The following is a 15,084-nucleotide window of genomic DNA, read 5'->3' on the forward strand; positions in this document are numbered from 1 at the left end:
TTAGCTATGCTACGCTGGAAGTCACCCTCCTTGAAACTCCTGCCTTTAGACAATCTGAATTTACTATGAGCGACGAATCTTCTCCGCTACCACGCCGAGCGTTCTTGAAGGGAACGCTGGCCACAACCATGCTATCCACCACGGCAGAGTTGGCACGGACGGCCGAGGCTGCCAGCAAAGCTGCTGCGGATTCTCCTATTGTTCAAGAGAATGCCCGGCCTGGGGCGGACGATTGGCAACTAACGCGGGTACGTGTCGACGGCGCCGGCTTCCGCAGCCCGTGGATTGAAGGGTATTGCTCGAAGCAAAGCGTGACCGTAGGCGAGTCGATTGATGTGATGGTTTCGTGCGATCCGGCTCGTCGGTTTCGGCTGGAACTATTTCGTATGGGATACTACGGCGGCAAAGGGGCTCGTTTGGTGAAGAGCTTCGGTCCGCTGGAAGCGACCACCCAGCCTACGCCTAAGCCGGGCGAGAAGAACCTGCATGAGTGCAATTGGGACTCTTCGCTGACGATCGACATCCCAGAAGATTGGCTCAGTGGGGTTTACATCGGACGTTTGACGACCATACCTGAAGCGGGCGAAGCGTATTGGCAAAGCCATATTGTCTTCGTGGTGCGTGACGATCGCCCGGCTGACATCTTATTTCAAGTCAGCGACAACACGTGGCAGGCCTACAATCCCTGGCCGAATAACTACTCGGTTTATACGCATCCGCAAGGGACTCAAGGACCATGGGCCGATGTCAGTTTTGACCGTCCCTACGCACGCGAGGCACAGCACCACAGCGTCGTTGACGATCCTCGTACGGTTGGCTCGGGTGAGTTTCTCCCGTTTGAGTTCCCCTTGGCCTATTGGCTAGAGCAGCATGGATACGATGTTAGTTACTGCTCGAACAGCGACATGCTGACGCCGGACCGGGGGCTCAAGTGCAAAGCGTTTATTAGTGTGGGGCACGACGAATACTGGGATATCCGCCAGTTTCAATCGGTGCAAACCATGCGTGACGAAGGAGTCAATCTTCTGTTCCTTTCGGGCAATAGTATCTGTTGGGTAACTCCGTTTCGCGAAAGCAGCAGCGGGACGCCGAATCGAATTATGTTTCGCGGTGGCCCCTACGGCGGAGAGCAATCGCACGCCGTAACCAGGCATGAAGAGCATGGTCCGTTTCCTCATCGTGGCCCTGACGAAGGTTTGCTGATAGGGGCACGCAACGTTCGTCCCGTGAATGGCGGAGGGGATTGGGCGATCACCAAGCCGGAGCACTGGATTTTTAAAGGGACCGGTGTGAAGGTAGGAGACACGATTCCCGGGCTGGTCGGCTGGGAATATCATGGCAACCCGGCCGAGATTGAAGGACTGGAAGTCGTTGCTGGCGGAACAGCCTGGCAATCTGGCGTGAATCCCCAAAACTGGACCGCGACCATTTATTCTGGCCCGAAAGGGAACTTTGTTTTCAACGCCGCCACTATCTTTTGGTCGCAAGGGCTTAGCACGCCGCCTGGGCACGTATTGCCTTGGTCGCACTGGTCGCGGCCGCATGGTCCAGATCCGCGCGTTCAGCAAATCACGCATAATCTTCTCCGGCGAGCGATCGACAATAAAAAGGTATAGTTCTCGACAAGAGGTTGTCTGCAATCGCTTGAACAGGAAACTTCAGGCGACGTGGTTTCTCCTTTAGCTTGGAGAGGTGAAATACATATTGGAGGATTGGATAAGCTGGGTTAAGGTGTGTTCCATTCCGTGCGCCCCTCAATCGGTTCGGGCCGCTGGGCAGTCCGTGATCTTGTAACTTGGTTGAAAGCAAATGGAATCGGAGTCCGTTCCCGCTTCGTCAAAGGTTTCTGCTCGAAGCCTGCTGATTGTGTTTCTTGTCACGGCGATTAGTGGTACTTTGCTGGCCTACGGAGTTCTTTGGCTGGCCGCTCAAGCCCGTCATTGCGGCGAGTGGAGCGGCATGCTCTTGCCTGGCTACCAGTTTGGTGTGCCAGAGCGGTTGTTTGAAAAGGGTGTGGTGCCGAACTGCGAAGTCGGCTGGGATGGCCAGTTCTACTATCTGCAGTCGAACTACCTGAATCCACAGCCGGAGGCGTACGAGCACATCGATGCTCCACCGTATCGTTATCAGCGAATCGGCTTGCCCTTGGTCGCTTGGTGTTTTGCCACTGCGACCGGCGCTGACTATGTTTCTCCACAGATGTACTTGTTTGCCTCGCTTCCATTTTTGGGAATCGCCATGGGGGCTTTGGCGACATGGTTGTTTGCTCATGGCTATTCGCCACTATGGTGTTTGGGCTGGGCGGCAAACTTGGGCATCCCGATCTGCTTGTTGCATGGTCAGCCTGATCCGTTGGCCGATGCGTTTTTCATTCTGGCAATGCTGGCTCTGATGCGGGGAATGCCGCTCGCTTATGCCTTAGCCGCTACGATGATGTGTTTGACTCGCGAACCTTATTTTGCCATCGCGGCAATGGTGCTGGTTGCCTCGGTAGTGGGAATCGTGCCTTGGAAAGGCAGCCGAGAAAATGGTGGCTGGGTGGTGATTGTCTTGAAGAAGATCGGCTTGTCTGGCTTGGCAGACTGGTTGCTGATTTCTCCAAAGGTCGACGAGCAACGGACAATTTTGGAGGGGCGTCCCAGTGCATGGAATTATTGGGCCTATCGAACTCCGATTTGGCAATTGTTGATTTTGGCGATTCCTTGTGGTGTGTTCATCACCTGGCAGATCTATTTGTACCAGGTATTTGGGCAAACCGGCTCGCAAGCGGCAGGAGGAACGATTCTCGATTATCCGTTTGCGGCATTCTTTCGGTCTTCCTTTGCCTCGCCAAATTACTTGATTCGACCATTCTATTTTGCCGTCCTGCTCTTAGGCTTTCTTGTGCTTTGGAACGTGCGACGGAAGTGGGCTTTGTCCCCCATTTTGCTTCCCTATTTCTTAGTGCTCACGTTGATGTCGGAAGTGATTTGGATCGACTTCAGTGGATTCACCAAAGCGATGGGAACCGTCTTGGCGACGATGGTGCTAAGCCTGCCGCTGCTGACTAGCCGTGTTCGCTATGTGATTGCGGTGGTGCTGGTGTGTGCCGTGCTGACGTACACGCAATGTTATCGCCGCATCTTAGGCGGCGTCGATTTGGTGCCGATCCCAGACTATCAGATTGTGAAGCAAATCACGGACATCGATCAGCCACTTCTGAAAGCTCCGACCTGTGCAATCGAACTCGACCAGGCAAAGCTCGTTCAACTGGCGGCCGAGAGGGATGGTGACTATTTGTTTGTCCTGGGGGGGCGCCGCTATCCGCAACATTATGTGACCATACCTATTACGATCACCAACACCAGCGAAGAACCTTGGCTACGGAGCCGCAACAATCCGATTCAGATGGTCTATCGCTGGATCCGCCCGAACGGCCGGGTTTATTGGTGCCCCGGGGTTGAATTGCCTTACAAGATCGAGCCAGGCCAGTCATTCACCCGCCAAGTTCCCTTGCTGTTGCCGCGCGATCCTGGCGAGTTCCTCTTGCGGCTCACCATGCGTCAGGGACAGGACGATACGTTCGACCAGCGCGAAGAGGGAGGCTACCTAGAGATTCCGATGACGATTCGTTGATCGCTACTCGGGACGCGTTGTCCGATTTACTGTCTCGGATTAGGTCTATTCTTGTTTCTAAGTTTTGACACACGATTGCGGACGCCCTCGCCAGGGCTGAAGAGATGCCGCAACCTTGGGAACCGGTTTCATACTCAAAACTCGGTTTCATACTCAAAACTCGGGTTCATACTGAAAACTCGGGTTCATACTGAAAACTCGGGTTCATACTGAAAACTCGGGTTCATACTGAAAACTCGGGTTCATACTGAAAACTCGGGTTCATACTGAAAACTCGGGTTCATACTCAAAACTCGGGTGCATACTCAAAACTCGGGTTCATGGCCGCCGGGGGGTGAGTATTGGTTGATGTCGTTCTTTACGTGAACCTTCCGATCCGCGCAGCAGTTTACGCCAGGTGGTTTGTTCCCTTCACGTGAACAAGATACCAAGTGGTGTGTTCACGGGGCAAGCAATTGTTTCGCAGGGGCGCCGTAAGTGAGGACGTTAGGCAGCCGAGCGTTTTTCGTACGCTTCGTCGGTTGGGTTTGCTGCTGGGGCAAGTTGCGGGGGAGAGGCTTTGAGGGCTTTACGTAGCTTCCAAATCTGACTGAAGGTCCGCTTGCAGAGGCGATACTTACCGGCCAGGGTACCGCCACCCTTCGATTCTCCTTCAGTTCGCAGATCGAAACGAACATCGACCAGTTGCACGTCCAGCTTCAGCTTCTCGGCCACGTACAGCAAGTAAAGGTCGAGCGTGAAATCGTAGGGAGCATCCTCCATGTGATTCATCAGCGATCGATGAAAGACCTTTGGCTGCGCGTTCACATCGAAATACGATCCGCTCAACGCTGCGGAAGCGACCCAACCCATTGCCGAGGTAAAGAACTGATCGAAGAAAGGACGTCCCTTTCGATTGCCTCGAACCAGGCTAAGCTGCGGCTGGGGCATCTGCTCGATATGATCGAGTGCCCGGATGACGTCTTCTGGCGGTGTTTGCAAATCGGCATGCGTCCAAGCTAGAAACTCGCCGTCGCCAGCTTTCAAGCCGTACAGAATTCCATAGCCGTAACCCTGATTGACTTCGACACAAACCGAGCGAGCGAACGCATTCTCAGGGCGGGCGAGCAGTTCGTTCAGAACTGCCGGTGTTTCGTCTTTCGAGCCGTTGTCGACCAAGATCAGCTCCACATCTTGGCGTGGGCCAATCGCAGTCCGAAAAGCAGAGACCAGGCGATCGAGGTTCTTCGATTCGTTGTAACACGGAACGACGATGGAAAGTTTCTTGTTCAAGGGAACCCCTTTTGCCTGATTAGCCAATTGGTCGAATAGGCGTATCTATAAGCCATTGCTCTGGCGAGGGTCAAGGTCAATGGAGATTGGCGGCGTGGGGGTCCGCGGCAGAAAGCTCCGCTGTCTTACTCGCCGATGACGGCCTGCCAAAGATCGGGCCGCTTGGTGCAGATGGCATCCATGGGGTAGGGCTCTAACTCGGCCGCATACTGGGCGATCGTATCGACGCTGCGGCCTTGTAACTCTGGCGAGACGGCGCACAGTTTGAAATGAGGCTTCAGCTTGGCGTAGGTCTCGTCGGTCAGGGGCATCTTGGTGAAGCAGTCGACCCACACCCATTCGACTTCGCCTGCCAAGGCCAACGCCGATTCCACCGGCTCGTACTCGGAAAAGCGTACCGCAATCTTTCGTTCGCCCAACTTGCACAACGTGCGGATCATGGGGTAGGACGAATCGAGAAAGAAGTAGTCTTTCAGCTTTCCTTGGATCATCTCTAGCACGCGATGTTCGATTCGTTCGCTCTTGATGTTCAGGATCATCAACCCGTGCTGGTAATCTTGCAGATAATCGGCAAAGCGTTCGCCAGCGGTAAAGGGATCGTGCTGCAGAATCAGGTCGTCTCCCCGATCACGCAAGTCAAGCTCCACACCGTACTCGGTTGGAACGTCGGCAAGTTGGCTACGCGTGTTGATGCGATGGGCAATGTATTGCATCGAGAGTCCTATCAGGCCGCTTTTCGGTCGATGTTGGTGCTATCGAAAGCTTCTTCCATGGGGATGATCTGCGTACTGGCTTCTGCCGGAACGTGGCTTGCGCGAAAGGCCAGAAACTTCATGCCGACGAAGTTAGCGACGGTGGTTACGCCGGTAGCCAGGAAGAAACCGAGCAGGCGAAACTCGTCGCCAGCCAGCGATAAGACGAGCCGGTTAATGCCAATGTTAATTCCCAGCGTGCAGGCATAAATCAATACGTACAGCAGCGGCTCGGCCAGCGAACGCTGCTTCGATTCAAACGTCCAGAGTTTATTTCCCCAGAAACCGAACAGCATGCCACAGAGATAACTAATCCCTTTCGCAAGATCGGGCGAAAGGGCCGAGAACGACGTAATCAGCGCGTAGCAGACGCCATCGATGGCTACGGAACTGCCGCCGATCACGAGGAAACGCAAGATTTGTGTCGAGACCTCAGGCCGCGAGGCTGCGTTGTTTTTGCTGTTGAGCAAAGTATTTCTCCCACCGCTGGTAGTCCCGCAATTCTTCTGGTGTTCCCCAGCCGATGTATTTTTCGACCTCGAACGTGCCAAAACGCTGGCCCTGGGCGATCATGCCGTTGGGGACGACGTCGAGGTAAAATTCGTTGTTGATTCGTTGATTGGAAGCGACCAAGGCATCAATCGCATCGAAGAGCCCAAAGGCCGAGCGAAACCAGAAGAACCCGCTGACAACATGGTCGTTCAGAAGGTCTTCGGAAATGGGTTTCTTGCAAGAGATGTGTGTTATGTGCTGATCGTTGTCGGCGACATTCACCCAGCCGTAACTGGTGGGCTTGGGCAGGACCCGATTGTCGCCCCGATAGGTCCAGACCAGGCCATCCCATTGCTCTGAGGTGGTTTGTTGCTGGAAGGTTTCGGCATCGTAAACATGCGTGTTGTCACAAGCGGCCACCAGGACATCAGTGTCCTCTGCAAACGCTGCGGCAGCCAGGCGGACGGTACACGCTTGGCCTTCGGTCAGACCAGGGACGACGATGATTTCGCACGTGGGAAAATGCCGCTTCAGTTCCCGGTCGATTTGGAAATTGGTGACATGGTCGGCATGAACCAAAAAGACGACTCGCTCGGCAGCGGGAAGATCCCGAATCGCACGGACGACCATCGGCAGCCCGTTGACTGGAATCAGCGGTTTGGGCAACGTGTAGCCAGCGTTGGCGAAGCGCGATCCGGCTCCGGCCATTGGGACGATGATATTCATGACGCGTTCGCTGCTTGGGCAAAGTTTTGGAAGATGGTCCGCTCGACTTCGGGCGATAGATCAAGGAAGACACCATGTTCCCGCGTTTGCACGAAGGTGATCGGTGCCAAGTGAGGAATTCGCAAACGATACCATTGCTCGGCAGGGATGCCCATCGCTTGTCCCACTAGACAGCGCAAGACGACGTTATGCGTGCAGGTAACGGTGTCGCAGGAGTGGTTTCCCCAAATCTCTTGCATCGCCATGGAAGCCCTTTTCAGGACGTCTGCAGTCGACTCCCCGCCAGGGAAAGGAGGATCTTCGCCCCGTTGCCAGGCCTGAAATAAGGCCGGATGTTGGTTTCGGGCGGCTTGAACCGTTTGCCCTTCGCAGGCCCCATAGTCGATCTCTTGTAGGCGATCGTCGCATATGATTTCTGCAGCGGAAGTCGCGGCGGCGAGCGATTGTTGGCAGCGAACCAACGGGGAACTAAAGAACTGCGGAGAAGCGAGTTCTGCGATCGCCGTTTGCAGTGTTTCTAGTTGAGCCGTTTCCAGGGGGAGGATGTCGGGATTGCTGCGACCGACGAAACGGATACTGCCGTCAGAGGTCGTATTCAGGGGCGTTTCGGCATGGCGAAAGACGACGTGACGTGTTGCTTCCGCTTGGAAGATGCGGCGAAACTGACGCTCGAAGGTGGCAACGAACGCTTCGATACGCTGATCGAGATCGACCACCGGGGGATCGAAATGAAGTTGTTGCTTCCGCTCGGCGAGTTCCGCAAATAGCTCACGGATGGCCGCTTCATCTTCAGGGAAGAAACCAAAGTAACGGGCTTCTAGCTCGGCTCGTGAAAGGTCTTGGTTACTGCGATCCAACAGCTTGACGATGTTCTTCATCAAGAAGCGGATAATATGATAGGCGAACTCGTGCTGGTCGCGGACCGTCATCGGCTTGAGGCATTTCTTTTCCTCGTAGCCTACATCGTGGCAAATCAATTCGCGATACGAGACGACGCGTTCGCGGTAATCTTTCAGGTAGTCCGAGATGCTGCGTCGAGCGGTCACAAAGTGCCGTGGCTGCAGCGCGTAGGCGGGATATACCGAGGCCATGGTGGCCCGGCGATAGTGGCTTGATAACTGCCAGTCGAAGCAAGTGAACGGGCTTTGAATGACATGCTCGACGTGCCCTTCACGCGAGTACGGCATCAAGTGCAGAACGGCCGTTTGGGGATCGTTGAATTTGAGAGGGCCGAGCGTTGGATTGATACGCAAGTTCCACCCACGCAGTTGCAGTACCGGCTGCAGTGCGTCGCGGAAGTGCGTTTGGAGTTGTGTGAAGCGGTCGCTGTCCAAACGATCGACGATCACGATGAAGTCGATATCGCTAATCCCTTCCAGGCCATCCGCGTTCAAAAAGCTGCCGGTGATGGTCGCCGAAAGAATCCACGGATGCTGGTCGACGGTTTCCCACAACGCGGTCACGATCTCGCGCTTGAGCGGTGGAAGATCCGCCAAACTAGGCGCTTGTTGCGTGGGGGAGGTCTTCTTGGTTTCAAGCAGAGACATTCTCGACTCGCTTCAAGTCAAACTTGGAGATGGGATGAGACTCGCCGTCGATTACCCGATAGTGGGTAAGTGAAGAGCAAACCGACACGCCGCTCGGTGGCTGATTCCAAAGGGCTTCACGAACCGTAGGCCAAGCCGTCGGGTCGAGCGAGGCAATTGTGAAATGAGGGTGCCAGTCGTCGCCGATGAAAGGGAAACCGACGCTGCGAACCGCATTGCGCTGGACTTCGCTGAACTTGTCAAAAGCTGCCGCATAGCGGGCAAAAGTCGCTTCGGTATCGTAAGTCCCAGCCAAGGTCTGAGCGATCTTGGTTTGCAAGTTTCGCAGGAACGCTTGGGACTCGGGCGTGAAATCGACGACCAGGGTTCGACGCTGTGTCAAAGGATCGGCATCGAACACATGCCAACCGGAAATTGCGATCTCGAACGTGTTTAGCTGCTGAGCAAGTTGGGCTGCTGCGGTACTGACCTTGCTACCATCGTCGAAGCAGGCCAGGTAGGCCGTCATGTGCGGTGGTTCAGCTAGGTATAATTGATCACCAACCAGCTCGCGCACTTGAGCTTTGTAGCCATCGATAATCTGCGAGAACGATGGCGACGGGTCGATCGAGATGAAATCAGTAACCGGAGGCATAGCTTGTTACGCGGCCTTCTTTTGGCCGTATCGATTCTGGTAGCGGTCGTGATACTTGGCGGCCGATTCCAGCGAAAGGATGCGGGGCTCGCCCAACTGCTTGGCCAGGAAGACGGTCTTGGCAACATCTTCGGTCATGATGGCCGCTTTCAGCGCGGCTTGTGGAGTCGGCCCCCAGGCAAACACGCCATGGTTGGCCAGTAGAATTGCCGGTGCTTTTCCACGATGTTGCAGGATGCTGCGTCCGATGGATTCTTCGTCGCATTCGGCGAAAGGAGCACAAGGGATTTCACCACCAAACTCGTCGGCAATCGCCGTCAAGCAAAGGGGAATGTTCTCGTTGATCGCAGCGAACGAACTCGCGTAGTTACTGTGGGTGTGAATGATGCCGCCTAGTTCTGGCAGGTTTCGATACAGCATCAAGTGGTGAGGCAGGTCGACACTCGGACGCAGATCGCCAGAGACCACCTCGCCGCTTGCGACGTCAACTTCCACCAGCATCTCTGGCGTGAGTGTTTCGTAGTCGACGCCGGATGGCTTGATGACTAAGTGGCCCGATGCACGATCGAGGCCGCTGGCGTTGCCAGAGTGCATTGTCACTAGCCCGGATTGCAGCAACATCTTGTTGGCATGGCAAACCGCGGCTCGCAGTTCTTGAAGGCTCATAATGACAATCCTCTCCATGGAATCGGATTGGTAAAAGCATGGATGGGGCGATCACCGTCCTTGCGATCATTTTCCCCTCTCTTTTCGAGAAAAGGACGATAGTTAATTTTGCATACTGCCGAAAGAGCAGTTGCGAATTAATTGCCGCCAAGTCTGTCGCTGGGCAACGTCGGCCGTCTCAGAACGCGAGTCGCACGCTTGAAAGCAGCCAGCGGAAACGGCGCTAAGCAGCCTTCTTGGCTGGGAAATGGGAGCGGCGACGGATCTCGTGAACCGCTAGCAGGGGGTTGTCTGCTCGGAGGACCGCCGAGGCCGAGACCACATACTTGGCTTCGATATCAGAGATGTTGCCTGAGTTCACGCCGCCATCAAACATCAACTCAAAGCCGTAGCGGTTGCGAACCGAATTGAGGACTTTGACGAGGTCGATCGCTTCCGGGCAAGTCTTCTGGCCGGATTGACCAGGCTTCGCGATCCCCAAGATCATGATAAAGTCGACATGGGGAAGGTACGGCATGAGTTGGCTTTGCTGATTGCCTAATCGCCAGACGATGCCCACCTTCTTCCCGCGTTCGCGGCAAGCGAAAATGAGATCGTAGAGGTTGTCTTCGCAGTCAAGGTGGAACAGAAACCAATCGGCATCATTCCACGCCGATGGCAACCAGCGCGAAGGCTGGCTACTCATCACATGTAGTGCTATCGGATGGCTGGGCCACAGTTGACGAGCTTGACGCAGTTTGAAGAGATTCACAGGAGAAGGGTTTTCTCCCATCGACTCATCTACCAGGTCGACGTGAATGTGATCGCAGCTTCCCCCAACAGCGTTGAAGATCGTGTCGACGTTCTCGTCTGCCGAAGCATAGACGGCAATCCCCAAGTTACGGGCCTGATCGAATGTGAAACAACGATGCAGGGCATAAGCAAACAGAAAGAGAACGCCGGCAGTCGCCATGCGCTGCCACCAGTAATTCGATTCGTTGGTATCGTGAAGATAATAAATGACCGCCATGTTCAAGGAAAACGACAATACAGAGATTCCCGCATACTTCATGAACGTACTGGCCAGGTATCTCGGAGCGACCTGAAAGTTCAGTTTCGCATTCAGCAGGTAGCCCACCGCAATTCCCACGGTTAAGGCCACTGCCGCGCGGAGGGAACGTGGCCACACTGTGGGGAGCACAGCATACATGAACACAAGTTCCAGGCAGATCGAGATAAAGCCAATCAGAATGAAGCCGACAAGGTAGCGCGAACGGTACCACGTTGTCATAAAACGGTGTCGGAGTGTCTGCATGGCAGTTCTCGGGGTAGGGGGCGATCGGGAACTTGGGAAAGGGCTTTTTACGCTACCTTAAGCGGCCATGGCAGTGGTGCGAAGACAAGCTAAGGTGCGAACATAGTCTTGAATGGCCTGCTCGAAGGAGCAGGACGTTTGGGCATAGCATCGGCATTGCGCTCGCCACTTGGTCAATTGTTCGCGACTGTTGCTGACCTGGTTAAAACGGTTTACCAAGCCGGTCAGCATCTCGTTTCGATCAATCGGCAATTTCAGGACGCATGGCGGTAATTCGGCATACCAACCGACGTCGTTGACAATCGTTGGCAGGCCAAGTTGCAAAGCCCTGGAAACAACGGCACTGGTTTCTCCCATGGTGGGATAACGTAGCGAGACACAGATATCGACCTGATTCATCCACTGGAGAAACTCTTCTTCTGAAAGTCTGCCGTGGAAGGTGATATCGTTTTGGATATCCAGTGAGCTGACCAAGTCGGGTAAGTCTTTGGAATCTCCTTCCAAGGCGCCTGCGACGTGCAGGTGGACACGTTTGCCTTCAGCGTTACAGCGTTTGACGGCTTCGATGATCACATCCACATGCTTATGCGGTTGCACCATGCCAAAAGCCCCCAGTTGCAGCACTTCGCCTTCGCTATAGTGGGCCGGAGGGTGCATGTTGCGGTAGGCTTGCCGAACCTGACTTGTAGGCAAGTTCGGTACACGTTTATGCACTGCTTGCTGGGCATAGGCTGAATGAACAATACAGCCGGTGGCATGTTCAAGCACGGGATCGAAGAAAGGGACTTCGTTTACGTAGGGACTATCCCAAAAGCCGTGATTGTTCAGCTCGTTATAGGTTTGAACTCGTTCTGCAATCCGAGTGCCATACCATGCACGTAGCACGCGGTAATAGGCTTGTGTGTCGTCGCGATAAAGGAAGTAGGCAATCAAATGGTGCAGGGCTGGATCGTGCAGGTGAACGATGCCAGGATTCTCGAACAAAACGGGAAGCTGTTCACCATGAAAGGTGCTGCAGTTACCCATTTGATACACAACTTGATCGTAAGAAAACGTACCAGGAAATTTGTCAATGTCTTGGATACGCACGCCCGGCAAGGTTCTAGAAGGTTGCGTGCATGTCGTGAAGACTTCCAGCTCAATTCCCATCCCGGCAAGGCCATGAGCAAGGTCGTAGGCGTAGTCCGCAATACCCGTTCTTTGATCGGGCCACGGAGTAATCAAAGCGAGTTTACGAATCACAGTTGTTCTCCGATGCCACCTGCTTCTGGCCGCTCAAAATGACCGAAGTGCCAGGGTGGGCGTCTACCCCTGAAGAATTTTGAGGAATCACACGGAAGCCGCACGCACTCATGGCCGATTCCAGTCGTAGCTTGGCAAAGGCCAGATCGGGCGAGTTCTCTTGAATCAACACCACTCCCCTTGGACAAAGGGCACGATGGATCAGAGTCAAGCCGTGAATGAGTTCACGATCGGTCAGGCAAAATAATTGCGAATCAACGACAATGCCACCGCAAATCTGCTCAGGCAAGAAGCTGAACAAGCTTCGTACATCGTTCGAGCTCTCTTCCGAGGCGATGCCGATCGTGCGAACTTCAAATCCGGCATTATGGCAACCACGCGCGGCATCGTGAGGATGTTCGCTGAAGATTGCCCAATTACGGAAAAGCAGGGAATCATGGGGCAAATCGTTGGGCAACGTTTGCTTAAGTGCGACAATCGCCTGCTCTAGGTTGGTTTGCGGAAGAAGCTCTAGGCCGGCTCCTAGCATCTTGTTCATCGCTTCGAGCTTGGTATCGATATCGTTATGATCGATTTGCAAGTTCACCGCTGGTCGTACGGCTGGCGACTGCGTGTTACGAAGCTGAATCCGAATTTGTCGCAGATCGAATTCGATTTGTTCAGCGACCTCGACGAAATTGTCCGCTAAGCATGCGAGCTTCCGTTCGGTCAAATAAACGCGATCTTTGGTCGATGTCTTAGGTAGGCGCGATTTCCACGAGAAGGCACGTTTCCACCAAGGGATCTTCCTTTTCGGAATGGTTAATGCCTTGGGATCGTTATCATTGAGACCGAGAACACGGACGTTCTTCTCTCGACCTTCACGCGAACGTGCGATGCCATAGATGACATCGGTGCGCGAAAGCGACCCATCTTGTAGGCGACCAATCCAATTATTAATACAGTTTTGGCTCGCAGGGCGATGAACAAGACGACGATAAGCATTCCGCAGAAAGTCGATGTCATCTGCTGGTGTTAGCAGGCTTTCGATATCAACGTCTTTCTGGGCTTGTTCGCGCAGATGTTCAATCGGCAGTAGATTTGCCATCAATCCAGCTCGGACATTCTGGATTGTCGTTTCACTGCACATAAAGGGTATTCCTAACGCTTAGCGGGAGTTGAGGTCGTGCCGTCCAATTCGCGCGAAGCGGTGTGGGCGGTGGCATCTTGGCCCGGGAACACTGAAACGATGTATTTGACAGAGTTTCTAAAAAACCACGAGCCTTGAGCGGCTTGGAAACGATTGTTGTTGTTCGTTTCGTTTCTTAGACGCTCGTTCCTGTAGACAGGAAAATCGAATTCGCTTGTCGGCGATTGTTGCGCAATGAAATCGTCGATCGCACGGCGGCGTTGTTCATATTCGGGGACAAAGCGATACATATCAAAGTCGTAGCTGTCGATCACCAGCATGTCGACGTGCGGTGGCATGGGCTCTTTGAAGAGAACGCTTTTGTTTTGGGATTTTCCTACCGCCGATTGGAACCTTTCTGGAATCACAATCGTAGCATCAGATGGTAGTTGCGCGATTTCGTTTCGTAGTTGAGACTCGACTTCAAAGAAGGAGGCAGGCCCATGATTGAAGACACGTGTCGCCAGAAAAGAGCTGCCGTTTACAAGCGTGACCAACACAATCGCCGCTGCCACAAAACGGAAAGCTTTGTGACGAGTCGGATCGATCGCCAGCATGCAGAAAATGGCAATCGCGTAAATCGTAATGATGGGTGAGTAAGTCGGGTTGAAATAGCCTGACGCGTAGAACAGGACCAAGGTCAGCAAGGGAATGGAAGCGACAAAACGGGATTCCCAGGTTCGCATTAAGAAGGGCAACGGTAAGGCGATTGCCCAAATCAATGTAGCAATCATGCAATGCGAGAGGCTACCAACCGATGGGATCGTGACCAACGAGTCCCACAAGTTTGTGTTCGCGGAGGAATCGTTCAGGAAGTGGGGACTGTTCCAGAATACATTCTTTAGGAACTCGTTGACGGAGGGCTTGGCTTGTCCACCTACTCCACCCGGGAAAATGCTGACAGGACTATCCGTGATCCAGCCCCGAATTAGACGGTTGGCGATAAAACCGACTCCCATCATCCCGACCGCACAGCCAGCGAACAGTGTGCCCAGGTGTTGTCTGCCAAACAGGGCCAGGTAGACAACAAGGAAGAACGCAGGGAAGACACTCAAAAGGTGATTCATCGGCAAAGCAAACAGGGCGACCAGCAAGAGCCCGCCGAACAAGTAGCTTTTTTGTACGCGAAGTTCCGCCAAGCACCAACAAGCCAAGCTGGTGACGGCAACCCAGGAAATTTCTGGTCGCACGCGGAGGATGGTGAAAACGCCTTGATAGGAGATGGCAATCGAAAGCGGGACGATTACCGCCACCAATCCTGGGCGGGAAGGGACCGCTTTTTGCAGTATTTTGGTTAAGGAGAAAATAAGCAAGCAGCCGAACCCCAATGATGCCCAGCGAGCTGACAAAGGAGTCGGGTCGCCCAGGCCAGTAGCTAGGTAAGCCCCATGATATACCAGCCCGGTGTCGTTGCTGGTGCTGACCGGAACGCCCGAAAGGTAGATCGCTTCATCCGCATGAAAGTCAATGCGTGGCGTAGCTAAGGCTAGCAAAACGGCAGCCAAGATGGTCATCACCAAGGGGAGTATCCACTGGGTGAAAGAGGGCTGCCGCAAGAGCCCGTCGTTCGACGTCAGCTCGTGCGTATCTTTTGACGGCAAATTGTTGCTGTCCATCGCATGCATCCTTGTAAGCGATGACCGATTGTCGCTGAGAAAATTATTTTTCGCAGCGTA

At 54.0% G+C, this 15,084-nt stretch carries 13 protein-coding genes; 2 read left to right on the forward strand and 11 right to left on the reverse strand.

Features of this window, described 5'->3' with window-relative positions:
* Window positions 1-65 precede the first annotated feature (65 nt).
* Both DTL42_RS15880 and DTL42_RS15885 read left to right on the forward strand, forming a co-directional pair.
* Window positions 66-1,616, forward strand: coding sequence for a N,N-dimethylformamidase beta subunit family domain-containing protein (locus DTL42_RS15880; RefSeq protein ID WP_114369703.1), 1,551 nt, complete (start codon window positions 66-68; stop codon window positions 1,614-1,616).
* Window positions 1,617-1,809: 193 nt separating this feature from the next.
* Window positions 1,810-3,615, forward strand: coding sequence for a hypothetical protein (locus DTL42_RS15885; protein WP_114369704.1), 1,806 nt, complete (start codon window positions 1,810-1,812; stop codon window positions 3,613-3,615).
* Between the two features lie 486 nt (window positions 3,616-4,101).
* Here the strand turns inward: DTL42_RS15885 and DTL42_RS15890 are convergent, their stop codons facing one another.
* The 11 genes from DTL42_RS15890 to DTL42_RS15940 all read right to left on the reverse strand — a co-directional run bounded on the left by DTL42_RS15890 (window position 4,102) and on the right by DTL42_RS15940 (window position 15,024).
* On the reverse strand, window positions 4,102-4,887 hold the full coding sequence (locus DTL42_RS15890; RefSeq protein ID WP_158545414.1) for a glycosyltransferase family 2 protein: 786 nt from the start codon (window positions 4,885-4,887) through the stop codon (window positions 4,102-4,104).
* A 125-nt stretch (window positions 4,888-5,012) separates the two neighbouring features.
* On the reverse strand, window positions 5,013-5,600 hold the full coding sequence (locus DTL42_RS15895) for a phosphatidylinositol-specific phospholipase C/glycerophosphodiester phosphodiesterase family protein (RefSeq protein WP_114369706.1): 588 nt from the start codon (window positions 5,598-5,600) through the stop codon (window positions 5,013-5,015).
* A gap of 11 nt (window positions 5,601-5,611) precedes the next feature.
* Window positions 5,612-6,109: a GtrA family protein gene (locus DTL42_RS15900; RefSeq protein ID WP_158545415.1), complete on the reverse strand. Its 498-nt coding sequence runs from the start codon at window positions 6,107-6,109 to the stop codon at window positions 5,612-5,614.
* Window positions 6,072-6,857, reverse strand: a complete 786-nt coding sequence (locus DTL42_RS15905) for an NTP transferase domain-containing protein (protein WP_114369708.1) — start codon at window positions 6,855-6,857, stop codon at window positions 6,072-6,074. The genes DTL42_RS15900 and DTL42_RS15905 overlap by 38 nt, the downstream gene beginning before the upstream one ends.
* Window positions 6,854-8,404: a histidine phosphatase family protein gene (locus DTL42_RS15910; RefSeq protein WP_114369709.1), complete on the reverse strand. Its 1,551-nt coding sequence runs from the start codon at window positions 8,402-8,404 to the stop codon at window positions 6,854-6,856. Before DTL42_RS15910 ends, DTL42_RS15905 begins: the two co-directional genes overlap by 4 nt.
* Complete coding sequence (locus DTL42_RS15915; protein ID WP_114369710.1) at window positions 8,391-9,038, reverse strand: 2'-5' RNA ligase family protein; 648 nt, start codon at window positions 9,036-9,038, stop codon at window positions 8,391-8,393. Before DTL42_RS15915 ends, DTL42_RS15910 begins: the two co-directional genes overlap by 14 nt.
* Window positions 9,039-9,044: 6 nt before the next feature.
* The gene (locus DTL42_RS15920) at window positions 9,045-9,704 is read right to left on the reverse strand and encodes an L-ribulose-5-phosphate 4-epimerase (protein WP_114369711.1); all 660 of its coding nucleotides are present in this window, start codon (window positions 9,702-9,704) and stop codon (window positions 9,045-9,047) included.
* 223 nt (window positions 9,705-9,927) lie between these two features.
* On the reverse strand, window positions 9,928-10,998 hold the full coding sequence (locus DTL42_RS15925; protein WP_114369712.1) for a GtrA family protein: 1,071 nt from the start codon (window positions 10,996-10,998) through the stop codon (window positions 9,928-9,930).
* A 57-nt stretch (window positions 10,999-11,055) separates the two neighbouring features.
* Entirely contained in the window at window positions 11,056-12,240 is a 1,185-nt protein-coding gene (locus DTL42_RS15930; RefSeq protein WP_114369713.1) for a glycosyltransferase family 4 protein, read from the reverse strand.
* Window positions 12,230-13,327: a DUF4214 domain-containing protein gene (locus tag DTL42_RS15935; RefSeq protein ID WP_158545416.1), complete on the reverse strand. Its 1,098-nt coding sequence runs from the start codon at window positions 13,325-13,327 to the stop codon at window positions 12,230-12,232. The genes DTL42_RS15930 and DTL42_RS15935 overlap by 11 nt, the downstream gene beginning before the upstream one ends.
* Before the next feature lie 53 nt (window positions 13,328-13,380).
* Window positions 13,381-15,024: a hypothetical protein gene (locus DTL42_RS15940; protein WP_114369715.1), complete on the reverse strand. Its 1,644-nt coding sequence runs from the start codon at window positions 15,022-15,024 to the stop codon at window positions 13,381-13,383.
* Window positions 15,025-15,084: the final 60 nt, after the last annotated feature.

Origin of the sequence: Bremerella cremea, from assembly GCF_003335505.1 — a bacterium.
Classification (GTDB): domain Bacteria; phylum Planctomycetota; class Planctomycetia; order Pirellulales; family Pirellulaceae; genus Bremerella; species Bremerella cremea_A.

Coding starts and splice junctions, on each gene's coding strand:
- DTL42_RS15880 (WP_114369703.1), top strand. CDS start 66: ATGAGCGACGAATCTTCTCCGCTACCACGCCGAGCGTTCTTGAAGGGA.
- DTL42_RS15885 (WP_114369704.1), top strand. CDS start 1,810: ATGGAATCGGAGTCCGTTCCCGCTTCGTCAAAGGTTTCTGCTCGAAGC.
- DTL42_RS15895 (WP_114369706.1), bottom strand. CDS start 5,600: ATGCAATACATTGCCCATCGCATCAACACGCGTAGCCAACTTGCCGAC.
- DTL42_RS15905 (WP_114369708.1), bottom strand. CDS start 6,857: ATGAATATCATCGTCCCAATGGCCGGAGCCGGATCGCGCTTCGCCAAC.
- DTL42_RS15910 (WP_114369709.1), bottom strand. CDS start 8,404: ATGTCTCTGCTTGAAACCAAGAAGACCTCCCCCACGCAACAAGCGCCT.
- DTL42_RS15915 (WP_114369710.1), bottom strand. CDS start 9,038: ATGCCTCCGGTTACTGATTTCATCTCGATCGACCCGTCGCCATCGTTC.
- DTL42_RS15920 (WP_114369711.1), bottom strand. CDS start 9,704: ATGAGCCTTCAAGAACTGCGAGCCGCGGTTTGCCATGCCAACAAGATG.
- DTL42_RS15925 (WP_114369712.1), bottom strand. CDS start 10,998: ATGCAGACACTCCGACACCGTTTTATGACAACGTGGTACCGTTCGCGC.
- DTL42_RS15935 (WP_158545416.1), bottom strand. CDS start 13,327: ATGGCAAATCTACTGCCGATTGAACATCTGCGCGAACAAGCCCAGAAA.
- DTL42_RS15940 (WP_114369715.1), bottom strand. CDS start 15,024: ATGGACAGCAACAATTTGCCGTCAAAAGATACGCACGAGCTGACGTCG.